Below are 15,779 nucleotides of genomic sequence, written 5' to 3'. Positions count from 1 at the left end.
CAACAAGATAAAGCTAATCAAGCGAATGGGGTATGGGTATCGAGATACCGACTACTTCTTCTTGAAGATAAAAGCGGCTTTCCCCGGAAAGCCGCGATGAACCTTTTTATTTATCACAAAGACTTCTTGTTGTACCTTATTTGGCTGACTATCTAGGGTTGATAAAATTTCAACGGGTTCTTGAAACAGCTCTATAGGGGGTTGCTGTGACTCTCCTTCTGAAGCTTCAAACTCATCAAAGAACCCAAATATGTTATTAGAGTCTGATGGCATAGTTAGCACCAAACGTAAGTTTCGAGGCCAAAGCCAATATTATTGAGGTCTGTTTTGACTTGACCCGAAGAGGTCCAAGGTAGAAGTGCGTCGATATCAGGCTCTGCTTTCGCCAGCTCTTTCATGCACTTGACCATGTAGTCTTAGAGGATAAGACCGTTGGCTTTCGCGGTCTCGATGATGCTGTAAAGCATCGCGCTCGCATCAGCACCGTTTGGTGTGTTGGAGAATAGCCAATTTTTCTGCCAATAACCAGCGGTTTAATTGCGCGTTCAGCGCGATTATTATCGATAGATAAGTGACCATCGTCGATATAACGAATGAGTTTAGGCCATTGCCCGATTTACCTTCCCCTTGAAGCTTCTTCGCGTCCATGAACTTGCGTTAAGCACCCCACATTAGTGACGTGATGCAGACCATGATAAGCCGTGTAGCCATCGGTTTGTAGATAACCGTTGTAGTCACCTAAAAAGTCCACGGGGCACACCCTCGCGCGACTGTTTTGATAGTCGTACAAGGCGATTTTTTCACATTCGGCAGTGCCGCTTCGGGCGAGTCAACGCCTGAGCAGTAAAGCCACATATAACACTGCTTCTCTTCTTTGAGCACATTGAGCGGCGTTTCATCCGCCTGAACCACCACTTGTTGAAGTAGGTTCTCCTTCAAGGCCACATACAGCGGGGCGAACTTCTCACTGACTTGGATAACCCACCTTGCCATGGTGGCGCGTGATAGCTCGATACCCGACTGGGTAAACAGCGATCATCAATCAATGCATTGGGTGCTAACTCTTGTCCTCCACCCGCTAAGCGACCATTATAAAAAGCACCAACAAGGATCTCGCCGGTAAAGCTGCCTTTGTCTATGGGCAACGTGCCACTGTAGGGCTTAAAGCCAAGTGCTTTCACCACACCTGTTAGTGTATACGCACCGCCACCGAGAAAATCTTTAAGCTCGACTGGCGTTTCAGCTGTGACTTCAGCACCAAAACCCGCCGCAGCGACATTCATAAAATAGCGGTCATTCGCACGCGCGCTATCCACCGCAAACGCCTTGCCTTCCAGCGCTAGTTCAAAAGCACCCGAAATATCGTTAGGTATTCCCGTTGCGGTAGCAAAATCATTCGCAGTGCCCATTGGGACAAGCGCCAGTTGTGGTCTTTCACTGGCACGGAACAGGTTGAGCGCGTTAACGGCTTCATTCACCGTTCCATCGCCACCGACAACAATCAGACGCTTAACACCATCGCATATTGCCTCGCTTACCAAACGAAACATGTCCGACGATTCCCAAGTCACTCTAACTTGCAGGTCAATATCATTGTCCCTCGCCGCAAAGGTGGCTTGCCTTAATTCCGGGATATTGGCTTTCTTTCCGTTTAAAATCACGCGAATGCTGTCCATGGCTATGTCCTTGTATAGGCTAACTTGATAACTCTTTTGCTGCCGCTTTGATCTTAGCTCGTAACCACTTATGGCTTGGTTCATTAGTACGGCTTGGATGCCAAATCATACACATATCGAGGTCTTCCAACTCGAAGGGTAATGGTAGTGTTTTTACCGCGTACTTTTCAGCAAAACAACGCACTGATGAAATAGGCATTACTCCGATGTACTCAGAGCCTTCGATAACAGGAAGCATCTCTACAACGCCCGCTGCGCGATACACGATTCTACGTTTCTCAAGGTCACTATAGTGCTCAGAGCTTAATAAGCTTTTGCGCGCATGCCACCTAGAGACCACCACATGCTCGAGTGCTAAGAACTGTTCCATATCGATGGTATCGCCAACCGTAGGATGATCACTACTACACACCACGACCAGCTCTTCTGTAGAAATCACCTCGTGCTTAAGCATGGTTCTTCCTTTAGGCGTCATATCAACAATCACGTCGTGTCTTTGCAGCCTTAAATCAGACTCATAGTCTTCGGTAAACAGAGGATGAACCTCTAACGCGATACCTGGTGCGACTTGGCTGATTAACCGCATGACTTTTGGCATCATTTCGTAGCTCGCCGCCGAGACGCAGGCAATGGAAAACACGCGGCCTGAGGTTTTAGGATCGAAGTCTCTTGATGCGGATAAGGTAGAAGTAAAGTTTTTAAGTGCAGCGGCCATTGCAGGATAGATATCAATAGCGAATGTGGTTGGCTCTACGCCTGATGTGGTGCGATGAAACAGTGGCTCATCATAGATATCTCTCAACCTTGCAAGTGCTTTACTCACTGCTGGTTGGCTTATATCCATGCGATTAGCAGCTCTAGATAAGTTCTGCTCTTCATAGATAGCAACAAATATAGGAATTAGATTTAGTTCGGTACTTTTCATACAGTTCCATATTAAAGAAGCAGGTTCCCCATAGTAGAGAACCTGCCGATTATGTTCGATGCGAATGACTAAAGTTTGCTACTTAGTTCTATCTTTTAAGTCTGGCAAGGCTTTAGGGATTTTCAAGCGAGCAGCAATTGAACGAGAATTGCTTGAGTTTGATGTGTCACTGGGCAAGTTACGTAACCCTTTCCATAAACGAGTGAATACGTTTTTATCTTCACATCCTTGTTGAAGGGCTTCGCTATCTTCTAGCCAACGCTTTTGTCCATTTGATTTACCATGTTGCGCTTTATCCAGTTGCACTTTATTCAGTTCTAACTGAGAGGTTTGGTTTCGCAATTGACGGTAGATAAAGGTTCTTAATGCAGCCCAATTACCTTGCTTAACTAAACGACGTAGTACCAGCCAACTCGGTGTTGGGCGGTTTGCGTAGTAACGCTTAACCGAAACAATCAACGCAATGCAGACTAACAACACCAAACCAACACTAATAAACACCGACATGTAGGCTTTGATGAAAGATTGGACTGTGTGTTTGGCTTCAAACACTTCTCCTTTTATCACCACGTTTTCAAGGCGTTGATTTTTGCTGTCCCACCACTGAAATGAAAACTCTGGCAGCGTAAACTCACCACCCTGCTGAATCACATATACAGTCTGTTCAACTCGGCTTGAGCGATAATCACCACGTTCTTGAGTGTCATCCAAACGGTTGGGCTGTGGGTAAGCTTGGAACTGCTTAGTGGACTTATTGGTTAGCACATCTGGCAGCAACACAGAAAAGCTGTCTTTTGCCTTAATCGTGATAGTTCGAGTAATAGCATCGCCAACTTTTAGCTCTTCACTTGAGCGTTGCCATTGCTGCTCTATATCTACTTCTGTCGCAGAAAACCAAGGCGTTTCATTATCGAGTAAACCTGAAGGCAACGAAGCTTCAAACTTAATCGGCTGCGTGTAAAGCGTACCGCCCACGTTTGAACCATCAGGAGCAGAAACTTGGATACGAACCGGTACGGTTGGAATAACAAACTCACCGGAAGTCATCGGATAAAGCGTCACTTCCCAACGCTGACGTGACCATGTAGTACCACCGACTCTTTCTGTGTAGTTCGTCGCGAGTTGGTTACGCTGCTTAGCGATAACGTTAGGGATTTCGATACTGCCGATTCGAGTGCCGCCCGTTAACCAGCGCGGTGTCGCCACCTCAATGTTCAGAATGACCTGCTCATTTACGCTGACTTTGCCCGGCGTTATTTTGTCGCCTGACTTGGGTTTCTCGCCAATCCAAGCGATAAGCTCAACGTCACCACTTTTTTGCAGATCGAAGATATCGGCAGCAGAAGCAACAGCAGGAAAAAACCAACTCAACATAAGAGTCATCGACAACAACCATGTGCGGGCTGTGAATCGCGCTCGCTTTGATTGAATCGCTTCAAGAGCTAAATCATATCGACTCATTGCGTTTGCTCTTGTTTTGACGCTTGTTCGATGGAAGGCGCAGGATCTCTTAACTGAATTTGGAATTTGGATTTCAAGAAGAACTTAGGATCGGCTTCTACTCGCTTTAACCACTTGTCGGCAAGCTCTTGGCTGCCCAAAATCTCATTCGCGTTAAGTGTTTCCTTAAGCATCAATTCCGCTACCGTTTCTTCTTCAGCGCCATCACCCGTTCGCGGCTGATCGTCTTCGAGTTCTAAAGATTCTTCAGGGCCATCTGTGGTTCCAGACTGGCTTTCACTGGTTCGGTTTACCTCTTCGACAATTCCACTAAGCACAGCAAGATTGTTCTCCACATCCGTTCTTAGTTCTGGTGACAGATCCTCTTTCTCACTTAATGATTTCAAGAGGTCTCGTGCGGCAAGGTATTCACGCTGCCTAGCTAACGCACTCGCTGCATTGTACAAACCAAGGTCAGTTTTGGTTTGCAAAAACGCACTGTGAGCGAGCTTAAAATCACGAGCATAGTAATAAGCCGCGCCCTTTCGCATTGGGTCAGTAAAATGTTTTGCCGCTTCAAGGTATTCTTTCTGATTCAACAGGCGTTGACCTTGTTGGTCAGGCGTTAACCATAAGTCCCACCACCATTGAGCTGTTTTGTCCCAAGTAGTAACCGACTCCACCACAACTGGTTTCTCAGCGGTTAAGTTGACTGTTTTCGCCAAAGTGTCTGGTGAATACATGCTGCTTGTGATCATCAAACCAACGACACACCACTGCACCAACCACCCTTTTCTGAACCATAGCAACATAATGAAAGCCATTGGAATAAGCAGTCCATAGCCCATGTCTTTCCAAGGCATTGAAGATTCGCCGTTGAGCTGCATGTTTCTTTCAACCGCTCTGTTCAGTTGTTGGATATCCGAATCATCAACGGTCACTTCAATCACTCGTCCACCCGTCTTACTCGCTAAGTTACGCAGTGAATCTAGGTCGACAGGGTTATCGCTCACCACATTACTGTTTCCTGCGGCGAGAATGAGCAACTGATACGGATTGTCGTTAAAGAAACTCTCGTACGCCCTAATGGTGCTTGGGTTTACACCATCTGATACCAACAGTACAGAAGAGCCTAACTCACCAGACAGTTGCTGATTAATCAGTGGCAGTGCTTCCTCTGCTGACTTACCTGAAACAGGCATGATATCGGGTGTGATAGCCGCTAGAAACGGTTCAAACACCTTGCTGTCTTGCGTGACGGGCATCGCCACGTGTGCGCTGCCTGCATAAACCACTAAGCCCGTATTACCGCCTTTGCGAGCTGCCAATAAGTCTCTAATTTTCTGCTTAGATCGTTCCAAGCGACTTGGAGGCAAATCTTTAGCAAGCATAGATTCACTATTATCAAGCACAACCAACATCGACGCTTTGTCTTCACCAAAAGGCGATGCTTCACGTTGCCATGTTGGGCCAGAACAGATAATGATGGCGATAGTCACAATTACCACCAATAGCTTCAACGGCAGTTGCTTGCGCCAGCCTGTTTCGCCAATCGTCAATGCATCACGTAAATGTGCAGGTATAATGTCTTTCCACGTTGGTTTGGTCTCTTCTCTCCAACGAACCCATAACAGGAAAAACATTGGAATAAAGGCCAACAACCACAATGGTCGGATAAAATGAAACTGGGTAAAAAACTGTTGTATCGTGAGAGAATCAGGCATCACTCTCTCCTTTCAAATTCTTAACAGAAGAAGCGAGCAGCGATCTTCGGCGTATCGTTGCTAAGCTGAATGCGGTCAAATACATCACTACAACAATCGCCATCAAATAGTGGTGCAGCCCCTGTTTAGGACGATAAGTGGTACTTTCATATAACTGTGGTTCTAGCTCACCAATCTGAGCGTAGGCTTTGGTCAGTTCGTCGCGGTTAAGCGCCTCAAAGGCTTCGCCACCAGACTCTTGAGCCACTCGTTTGATGGTTTCCATATCCAAAGCCACTTCACCAACGGTTTGTGGGTCACCCATGGCGATCACGTGAATACGAACGCCTTTCGCCTTGGCGACTTTTGCGGCATCGATAGGCTCAACAAAACTTCCTGTATCATTACCGTCGGTTAGTACGATCACGACCTTCTCTTTTTCGTTGGCATCAACACTTGAATCTTGAACGGCAGCACTTTGCTTTTCGCTTTGTTCAAACACCTTAATCGCCAAGCCAATTGCATCACCTAAGTGCGTGCTTTGCCCTGCCATCGCGACATCGGTTTGATTAAGCAGTTCAAGCCAGACATCTTGGTCCGCGGTAAATGGCGTTTGTACAAACGCTGCATCACCAAACAAGATCAAACCGAGTCGGTCTCCTTTTCTGGTTTTCGCAAAATCGGCTAACACCTCTTTGGTCGCATCTAAACGAGAGATTTTATCGCCTTGTTTAGAAGTGAAATCTTGCTCCGCCATTGAGCCAGACAAATCGACCACCACCATCACATCACGACCCAATTGTTCGCGAACCTGTGGCTCACCAAGAATGGTTGGTTTCGCTAACGCACACACGACCAATACCCAAGTAATAATGAGCGTGGTTCGTTGCCACCAGCTTGGAGTTAACTGGCTTGCACCTTCTGACGGTGCTTCCCCAATCGCTTCTACCAATTCTCGAAAAAATGGCACCTTAATCGCCATTTGCTTAGTTCGATAAGCTGGCACCGCAAAGTAGACCAACAACGGTAAAGGCAGCGCAATAAACCACAGCGGATGCGCAAATTCAAAACTGGCAGATAAAACATCAAACATTGTCTTGCCCCTCAACCGTTACCTGTACATTCGGCTTGTGAAGTTTTAGCCACATCATCGCGGTTTGAATTACCTCTAAACGCTGTTCAAAGCTCAAACGCACATTAGAGTCAATTAGGCTTTGCATCCATAATTCCGAAACTTCATCGGCAAAGAACGCATTGCTGTTTTCACTCGTGTTGGCGCTAACAGGCAGATAAGCGTTCAAACGGTTCACATAAGCTTGGCCAAACAACTTGGCATTACTGCTGTCTAGGTAACGAAGCACCACTTTGAGGACTTTAAAGGTTTGTTCGGTTGAGTTCTTGTCTCTTGCATCCAGTACCATGAGTTCTTGAAGCGCTTCTTTGCGATAACGGTTATTCCACCACCTTAACGCCAAGCGATAAGCCAGATAGATAGCGACCAATAACAGAATAACGCCAAGGATCTTCCAGCCGATCGTTTGAGGAGCCCAGCTCACACTGTCAGGAATCGCTACATCGTGCAGTTCGCGGAGGATATAGGTACTTGGGGGAGTATGTTCAACAGCCATTTAGCGCCCTCCCACTAGTTTCTGCAGCTGTGATATGTGATTGCCCGACGTGTCTAATTCTATATAAGGGAGGTTTTTCATCGCCATCAATTTAGCAAGGGACAGTTTCTGAAGTGCCGCTTTTTGGGCAAGGCTTTCACTTGCGAGGTTAACCTTAGATTGGCTATCCAGATTAAGTTGAAAGCGACCATCACCCAACACCCAGTTTGCGCTTGCAAGATCTTGAGGCAATGACTGTTCTAATGAATCGGTGACCATAATGGCCAAGATATCGTTGTGTTGCTGTAACTGCTTTAGTCGATCGAGATGTTGTTCTCGGCAGTCTCGCCAGTCACTAATGAATATCAAGGTTGATTGCTTGAGTCTCATTCGTTTGATCAGTTCAATCCACTGGCTAAAACCAACATTATCGCCATCACTTACATTGACGCCTAAGCTTTGATTGGCTTTGGTAAGATGTTTTAGCTGAGCCAACAAATCAGATTGAGAACGTTGAGCTTTGGTATGAAACAGTTTTTGGTGCGAGGCCAAAACGAAGCCGACACGATCACCATCTTTCAGCACTCGCCATCCACACAATGCCGCCACTTCGGCAGCCACAACAGATTTCATGGTGTTTTGAGACGCAAAGAACATCGAACTGCGCTGATCGACACAGATCATCACATTACGGTCTTTCTCTTCGGTATAGCTACGAACATGAGGCTTACCCGTTCGCATCGTAACTTTCCAATCGAGATTACGGATATCATCACCCAATTGGTAATGACGTAATTCTTCGAAGTTCAAACCACGACCACGGAACAAAGAGTTATGTCTGCCTGAAAGTACGCTGCCCGCTTTTAAATGAGGTAACAGTGAAAACGACTCAGCTTGAGCCTGAATTCGCACTAACCTTGAATAATCACAATACAGTCGTGGATCAAGGCCTTGCGATTTGGGAGCTTGTGTTGGCTTCGCCATGACGCCCCCTAGTTATCCAATCTCAACATTATCGAGCAGTTCTTCAACCACTCTTTGATGGTCAACACCATCGGCCAATGCGTCGTAAGACAACGAGAATCGGTGACCTAATACGGTTGGTAACATGGCACGCACATCGTCCAACGTGACATGGTCACGTCCTTGCAACCATGCATAAGCGCGAGCACATTTATCCAACGCGATGGAAGCACGCGGACTTGAACCAATCTCAATCCATTTAGACAAGTTTGATTCTGGGTAACGCTCTGGCTTACGAGTTGCCATCACCAAGGCCACAATGTAGTTCTCAACTAAATCAGAAACGGCAATGTCTGGAAGTTGGCGCCGAGCTTCAAGTACCAACTCAGGTTCAATATGTTGTGGCGTGACTAATTCTGAACTGGTCTCGCTACCGAGTTCCTCACTGCGCACAAGTCGAATGATGTCGCGTTCAGCTTCATCTTCTGGATAGTCGACTGTCACTTTCATAATGAAACGGTCCATTTGTGCTTCAGGCAGTGGATACGTACCTTCTTGCTCAACTGGGTTTTGTGTGGCTAGCACCATGAACAAATCTGGCAGGATGTGAGTTTGACCACCTACCGTAATCGTCCCTTCCGCCATCGCTTCAAGCAGAGCAGCCTGTACTTTTGCAGGCGCACGGTTCACTTCATCGGCTAATACAATGCTGTTGAAAATAGGACCCGGTTGGAAATGCAACTGAGGCTTTCCATCAAGCTCTTGATACACCTCCGTGCCCGTCACATCAGATGGCAGCAGGTCTGGCGTAAATTGAATTCGACCAAAACTGGTGTTCAGTAGATTCGCCAGCGATTTTACTGAGCGAGTTTTCGCTGTACCGGGAAGTCCCTCTAAAAGCACATGGCCATTAGTCAATAACCCTATCACCAGAGCCCGAACGACGTGGCTCTGACCGATAACACTTTTCTCTGTTTGTTCAATCAGTTGGTTTATTGCTTGTTGCGCATGGTTCATAGGTCTTCCCTTAATTCAATCTGGCTGCGTACATCCTACTCACAAGCTCCATAACTATTAGTTATAAACGCGATAATTGGTTACAAGCGGAATAAGCAGCAAGCTCGATAGCCAAGCTCACCTCATCGCTTTATTTAAACCTAGCTTTCAATTGGTTAATGGCTTCCGGCGGTGCCACTTTGCTCAATGATGAAATACATTGCTCAAACGCCTTTGGTACGCCCGGTATATGACTGTTTCGCGCCAACACTTCACACTGGGCATACAGGTGCTGTGGGTTGCGGCTAAATTGGTAAGCCTTATGCAGTGATTGACTTGCCGCAAGCACATCAGATTTCTCCAAAGCCAATCCGTACACATACCAATATTGTGGGTCGGTTTGCGCAGTTTCAGCGGCTTGTTTAAGGTAGTCCGTTGCTTGGTCGTAATCTTTCACACGAAGCAGAGATAACCCTGTGCTGTATGGCAATACACTCGATTTCGGCTGAGCTTCAATACCTTGCTTCAACGTCGACAACGCTTTTGCTTCGTTACCTTGCGCTCGATACAAATCCGCCAAGTTGGCGTAGCTGTTTTCGAAGTAAGGCTCAATCTCGATAGCGCCTAGATAAAACTCAATCGCTTTGTCGTGCTGACCTAAATCCCGGTAGACGTTGCCTAGGTTAGTACGTCCAAATCCTCTGTCGGCATTAAATTGCTGTATTTCAATGTACTCTTCTAATGCAGGCTTGATTTGGTCTTTCTGCAGAGGGTTCATTTCTCCCCAATAACGCACTAATGCGCCTGCGGTTTCTGAACGAATCGACAATACAGGGTCTTTCAGTAGCGGCTCTAGAATTTGCCAACGGTCAGTGAATGGGAAACCAGACGAGCCTTGTACCACACCCAAACGGATCATTTCATCATCATGTTTCACCGCTCTTGCCAGCGAAATAAGCGTATTCTTACCCGTATTACCGCCCAAACGTTCTAAGCTCGATGCACGAATGATATTGCTTAAGCTAGAGTCCTGAGCCGAGTATGCCAACGCATCCTCTGCACCTCTGTGCCCTATCGAGTCAGCATAAAAGGCAACGGCAAAGTGCTGCTGATTACGATACTTAGAATCTGGGAACCACTCACCGATTTGCTTATCTGCCCACTGGTCGGTTTGATCTGCATGACAGCTAGTGCACACGTTCGGCGTTTTAATGTGTTGGCTAATATCAGGACGTGGGATATGCCAACTGTGGTCACGCCTTGGGTCGACCTCCATGTAAGTCGTCTCTGGCATGTGACAAGTCGTGCATTGTGAAGCTTCAGTATTCGCTTCGTGGAATGTGTGCTTTTCAGGCGTGTATTCTGATGCAATATGACATTGGCTACACACGGCTTCTTCCGCAATTTTTAGTTCAGCGGTATGAGGATCGTGGCAGTTAGTACATGTAACGCCTTTTTCAGCCATCACGGATTGAAGGAAAGATCCGTAAACGTAATCTTCATCGTAGATTTGACCATCGTTGTGGTAAAGCTCTGGGGTAATCAAGCTCAAGCGATACTTATCAAAGAAAGACCCGTTAACGTGGTCGCTTGTTTCATTCAACTGAGTACGTCGGCTGTGGCATTGAGCACAGGTTTGAACTTGATTGGTATGGATGATGTCTTTTGGTTGCAGGGTTGAGTTGCCCTCTTGGTAGATCCACTCTTTGACCGACTTCGACAAGTCGCGGTCAAAACCATAATGCGCCGAGACTGGAGCATCCTTTCCACCGTTAGCTTTTGCTAGCTGAGCCTTTTCAACGTGCTCACTCGCAGGGCCATGACACGCTTCACAACCGACATTAATCTCAGACCAAGTAGTGTTGTAGGTATTACTCGCGCTGTCGTAGTTTTTCTCTAGGTTCGTTGAATGGCAATCAGCACACATGAAGTTCCAGTTTTGACCGCTATTGGTCCAGTAGAATTCATCGGTGTTGGTGGTATCAGGATAGAGGTGAAACCAGCGTTGACCGCCTTCGCCCTCAGTGCGAGAATCCCAAGCGAAAGGAATCAACTGTACACGGCCGTCTTCAAATTCAACCATGTATTGTTGTAGTGGTTCAAAGGCAAAGGTATAGCTGATTTTGTAATCTTTAAAGTGGCCGTCTTGCCCTTCAATATTGACCCAGAACTCTTCGCCCTTGCGGAAAAATCGGTTGGGTTTTCCGTCATGAGTGACCGTTTGATCGTTGAAATCACCTAATACAGATTCGTCTGTAGCGTGCTTCATCGCCATATCATGATGAGAGCCCTCCCACGCTTCGACTTCTGCACTATGACAATCAACACACGCTTCCGAACCGACATACGTGGCTTTAGAGCCGATAGGTAAAGCATCAGAGCTAACGTGCGAAGCTACAAAGTTGGCCTTTGAAATATCAGAGTTGATATTAGGGTCTTGCTCGTTGGCATAGGCGTTCAGACTGAACAGCGACAACATCAGTGAAGACAAGATTGCGGATAATACTGCGACTCGCTGGTGTTTCAATCCGTTTACCAGTGAGCACAACCATGCAGACATAACATTCCTTGTTTTTATACATCCTTATGCTTAATAAGGTAGACGTAAAAACAACGAATTTACAATTATTTAGTGGCAATGAGCTCGATAGTTGTGACTCATATTCACGACCGGGATTTACTCATCGGTATGCGCATAAAAAAAGAGCTCCTAAGAGCTCTTCAATCTGTTCAGTTTCACTCAAACAATCACTTACTTGTTATGAGATTCCTGAAGTTTTTCCATTACCTGATCCAAGCTAAAGCTCGCGGCTTTTTGACGTGGCGGATATTCAGCAAAGGTTTCTAGGAACTTGCCTACATACGCTTGCGCTGGAACGAACATATAAGCATGGTCTAACAACCAGTCGTAGTATGTGTTCGATGTAATATCTGCATTTTCGTATGGGTCCATACGCAGGTTAAACAGCTTAGGAAGACGTAACGTAACGAACGGTTCAGCCCAGATTTGCATCGTACCCGTTGCACGCTGCTCCATGAACACCGCTTTCCACTGGTTGTAACGAAGCGCCGCTAAATCACCATCATCGGTAAAGTAGAAGATCTCCGAGCGACGGCCTTTCTCTTCTTCACCCGTTAGGTAAGGCAGGAAGTTGTAACCATCTAAGTGAACCTTAAACGTTTTATCACCGGCAGTATGACCTTTGAGTAGTTTCTCTTTAATTTGGTCATCACCAGCAGCGGCAACGAAGGTTGGCATCCAGTCCATATGGTGCATGATTTCGTTGGATACGGTTCCTGGTTCAATCTTACCAGGCCAACGAACCATGGCTGGTACACGGTATGCGCCTTCCCAGTTGGTGTTTTTCTCACCACGGAACGGGGTTGTACCTGCATCAGGCCAAGAGTTCATGTGAGGGCCGTTATCCGTTGAGTAGAAAACAATCGTGTTGTCTTTGATTCCCAACTCATCCACTTGCTTCAATAGTTGCCCAACGTGTCGATCGTGCTCAACCATACCATCAGCGTAGTTACCAACACCGGTTACACCTTTACTGTCGGCTTTCACGTGCGTTCTAAAGTGCATACGTGTCGCGTTCCACCACACGAAGAATGGTTTGTCCGCTTTCACTGCGCGATCCATAAAATCAAGTGCCGCGTCTAGTGTTTCTTCATCGACCGTTTCCATACGCTTACGCGTTAGTGGACCAGTATCTTCAATCTTGCCATCAGCAAATGATTTGATAACGCCACGAGGGCCAAATTTCTTACGAAACTCTGGGTCAGTTGGGTAATCTTCATTTTCTGGTTCTTCTTCAGCATTTAGGTGGTAAAGGTTGCCAAAAAATTCGTCAAACCCGTGTGCTGTTGGAAGGAATTCATCTTTATCGCCAAGGTGGTTTTTACCAAATTGACCTGTCATGTAACCCATAGGTTTCAGCATTTCTGCGATTGTCGCGTCTTCTGCTTGTAAGCCAATGTCTGCGCCCGGCAAACCTACTTTACTCAAACCCGTTCGTAATACACTTTGTCCCGTAATAAAGGTAGATCGACCCGCAGTACAAGATTGTTCTGCGTAGTAATCAGTAAACATCATCCCTTCTTTCGCGATGCTATCAATATTCGGAGTTTTGTAACCCATGAGACCGAAAGTGTATGCACTCACATTGGATTGACCAATATCGTCCCCCCAAATGACCAATATATTTGGCTTTTCTGCCGCAAAAGTGGCGCTGGACGCGGCCATCATTGCTGTACCCAAAATCGCTAATCGACGTTTAGCGCCATATTTCGCTGTCATAGAAACCTCTTCGTAAGTTATTTGCATCCTGCCCTACAACGTATAGTTCATTTTTTACGCATGCGCGAGATTCCCTAAGCTATTAATCTTTTTGTCATTTTCATTGAGATACGGATACAGAAATCATCGATAAGTTTACGCCAACAAACATGATAAGGATCACACATACAAACTAAGGCTTTATTCTGGGCACCCACTGGAACTGATATTAATCAATAGGTTACCTAGACATCATAACGATTGGTTATAAGCACTATAAAAGGACGGAACGGAATTTTGGGAATAACATTTGTTCATCGATGTGTTGTTCTAACGCATTAATCTTAAAAGTGAATCGGAGTCCTTATGGGTACTAAAATTAATAAACTGGCATTAGGTGTTGGCTTATTAGCAGCTTCTTCAGCGGCAACAGCAGCAGAAAAACCAAACATTCTTGCTATCTGGGGTGATGACATTGGTGTATTTAACATCAGTGCATACAACAACGGTATGATGGGTTACGAAACACCTAACATCGACCGTATTGCTAACGAAGGCGCACTATTTACTGACCACTACGGTCAACAATCGTGTACTGCTGGTCGTGCTGCATTCCTAACCGGTCAAGAACCTTTCCGTACTGGTCTACTGACTATCGGTATGCCGGGCTCTGACCACGGTATCCCAGATTGGGCTCCAACGATCGCAGATCTTCTTAAAGAACAAGGCTACATGACAGCTCAGTTCGGTAAGAACCACATGGGTGACCAAGATAAACACCTTCCAACAAACCACGGTTTTGATCAGTTCTTCGGTAACCTTTACCACCTAAACGCGGAAGAAGAGCCAGAGACATACTACTACCCTAAAGATCCTGAGTTCCGTAAGAACTTCGGCCCTCGTGGTGTCATCAAGTCGACTTCTGACGGTAAGATTGAAGATACTGGCCCAATGACGCGTAAGCGTATGGAGCATGCGGATGAAGAGTTCCTAGAAGAATCTCTAGCATTCATGGAAAAAGCGGTAAAAGCTGACAAACCATTCTTCATCTGGCACAACACCACTCGTATGCACGTGTGGACTCGCCTACAAGAGAAATACCAAGGTAAGTCAGGTATCAGTATTTATGCTGATGGTATGTTAGAGCATGATGACCATGTTGGTGTGCTTCTAGACAAGCTGGATGAACTAAAAATCGCTGACAACACTATCGTAATTTACTCTACCGATAACGGTGCTGAAACGGTTTCTTGGCCTGATGGCGGCGCAACTTACTTCCACGGTGAGAAAGGTACAACTTACGAAGGTGGTATGCGTGTGCCTCAGCTAGTTCGCTGGCCTGGGACTATCAAACCTGGAACTAAAATCAACGATATCATGGGCCACCAAGACTGGATTCCTACTCTACTAGCAGCCGCTGGTGATGATAAAGTGGTTGAGAAGCTAGCATCTGACAAAGGTGCAACTTACAACGGTAAAAACTGGCGCGTACACCTAGATGGTTACAACTTCCTGCCTTACTTCCAAGGTAAAGAAGAGAAAGGCCCTCGTGACAGCATGCTTTACTTCTCTGCTAACGCTGAGCTAAACGCAGTACGTTGGAATGACTTCAAGATTTCGTTTGCTGTGATGGATGGTAACATTGTGGATGCAGTTCGTTTCCAACCAAACTGGCCTCAAGTTGTTCACCTACGTGCTGACCCATTCGAGAAAGCACCGCACGAGTCTGGTATGTACCTACGCTGGATGGCAGACAACATGTGGTTATTCGTTCCAGTAGGAAATCAGGTTCAAGAGTTTATGACGACGCTACCAGATTACCCTATGCAGAATAGCCAAGTACTGAACCCAGGTAACTTCAACCAGAATGCTTACATGCTTCAAGGTAAACTTAAGCAACTAGAAGCAGCCGCAGCACAAGCTAAATAAGCTACTCTAGATTAAAAATGTAATAACGAAGCCGTGGTGACTGAATGCAGTGACCGCGGCTTTTTAGTATCCAATACAAATAACATAAGACGCGAACCGCCAACTAGTACAATTCACACCCAACCTACCCTCTCATTTTTCAAAAATAAAAACTCACACTAGGGCGTGTTGATCTTTGCTGTACATTTCGTGTTCAACAATACATCGGTAGCCACATTAACATGAATGCCAGCGATAACATGCTGGCATAATTCCTTTCTA

Annotated in this window: 11 protein-coding genes and 1 pseudogene; 1 reads left to right on the top strand and 11 read right to left on the bottom strand. The window is 46.1% G+C overall.

The genetic code is table 11. The annotated features are described in order from the left end of the window. Window positions 1-275: 275 nt before the first annotated feature. From F0229_RS21210 to F0229_RS21160, 11 genes and pseudogenes are all read right to left on the bottom strand, one after another. Window positions 276-1,035, bottom strand: a pseudogene (locus F0229_RS21210) (transposase); the annotation flags it as partial. Further along, window positions 936-1,676 carry a YegS/Rv2252/BmrU family lipid kinase gene (locus F0229_RS21205; protein ID WP_171733653.1) on the bottom strand — a complete coding sequence of 247 codons (741 nt, stop codon included), beginning with the start codon at window positions 1,674-1,676 and terminating at the stop codon, window positions 936-938. The gene F0229_RS21205 and the pseudogene F0229_RS21210, both read right to left, overlap by 100 nt. A 19-nt stretch (window positions 1,677-1,695) precedes the next feature. Further along, window positions 1,696-2,601, bottom strand: coding sequence for a LysR family transcriptional regulator (locus F0229_RS21200; protein WP_017064697.1), 906 nt, complete (start codon window positions 2,599-2,601; stop codon window positions 1,696-1,698). 78 nt (window positions 2,602-2,679) lie between these two features. Beyond that, a complete protein-coding gene (locus F0229_RS21195) occupies window positions 2,680-4,062 on the bottom strand; it encodes a BatD family protein (RefSeq protein WP_171733652.1) in 1,383 nt (460 codons plus the stop codon). Beyond that, window positions 4,059-5,765 (bottom strand): VWA domain-containing protein, encoded by a 1,707-nt coding sequence (locus F0229_RS21190; protein WP_171733651.1) that lies wholly within the window; start codon window positions 5,763-5,765, stop codon window positions 4,059-4,061. Before F0229_RS21190 ends, F0229_RS21195 begins: the two co-directional genes overlap by 4 nt. After that, complete coding sequence (locus F0229_RS21185; RefSeq protein ID WP_171733650.1) at window positions 5,758-6,837, bottom strand: VWA domain-containing protein; 1,080 nt, start codon at window positions 6,835-6,837, stop codon at window positions 5,758-5,760. The genes F0229_RS21190 and F0229_RS21185 overlap by 8 nt, the downstream gene beginning before the upstream one ends. Then, on the bottom strand, window positions 6,830-7,372 hold the full coding sequence (locus F0229_RS21180; RefSeq protein ID WP_171733649.1) for a DUF4381 domain-containing protein: 543 nt from the start codon (window positions 7,370-7,372) through the stop codon (window positions 6,830-6,832). The genes F0229_RS21185 and F0229_RS21180 overlap by 8 nt, the downstream gene beginning before the upstream one ends. Then, window positions 7,373-8,335 carry a DUF58 domain-containing protein gene (locus tag F0229_RS21175; protein ID WP_171733648.1) on the bottom strand — a complete coding sequence of 321 codons (963 nt, stop codon included), beginning with the start codon at window positions 8,333-8,335 and terminating at the stop codon, window positions 7,373-7,375. It lies immediately after the preceding gene. Between the two features lie 12 nt (window positions 8,336-8,347). Then, complete coding sequence (locus tag F0229_RS21170; protein WP_017060007.1) at window positions 8,348-9,331, bottom strand: MoxR family ATPase; 984 nt, start codon at window positions 9,329-9,331, stop codon at window positions 8,348-8,350. 130 nt (window positions 9,332-9,461) lie between these two features. Continuing rightward, window positions 9,462-11,870 (bottom strand): tetratricopeptide repeat protein, encoded by a 2,409-nt coding sequence (locus F0229_RS21165; protein ID WP_171733647.1) that lies wholly within the window; start codon window positions 11,868-11,870, stop codon window positions 9,462-9,464. A gap of 192 nt (window positions 11,871-12,062) precedes the next feature. Continuing rightward, entirely contained in the window at window positions 12,063-13,610 is a 1,548-nt protein-coding gene (locus F0229_RS21160) for an arylsulfatase (RefSeq protein ID WP_017060009.1), read from the bottom strand. A gap of 345 nt (window positions 13,611-13,955) precedes the next feature. Between F0229_RS21160 and F0229_RS21155 the strand changes: the two genes are divergently transcribed. Next, the gene (locus tag F0229_RS21155; RefSeq protein ID WP_171733646.1) at window positions 13,956-15,518 is read left to right on the top strand and encodes an arylsulfatase; all 1,563 of its coding nucleotides are present in this window, start codon (window positions 13,956-13,958) and stop codon (window positions 15,516-15,518) included. Window positions 15,519-15,779 lie beyond the last annotated feature (261 nt).

It is taken from the genome of Vibrio sp. AIC-3 (assembly GCF_013114515.1).
Taxonomy (GTDB): domain Bacteria; phylum Pseudomonadota; class Gammaproteobacteria; order Enterobacterales; family Vibrionaceae; genus Vibrio; species Vibrio crassostreae_C.
This window is presented reverse-complemented; position numbering and strand designations above follow the sequence as displayed.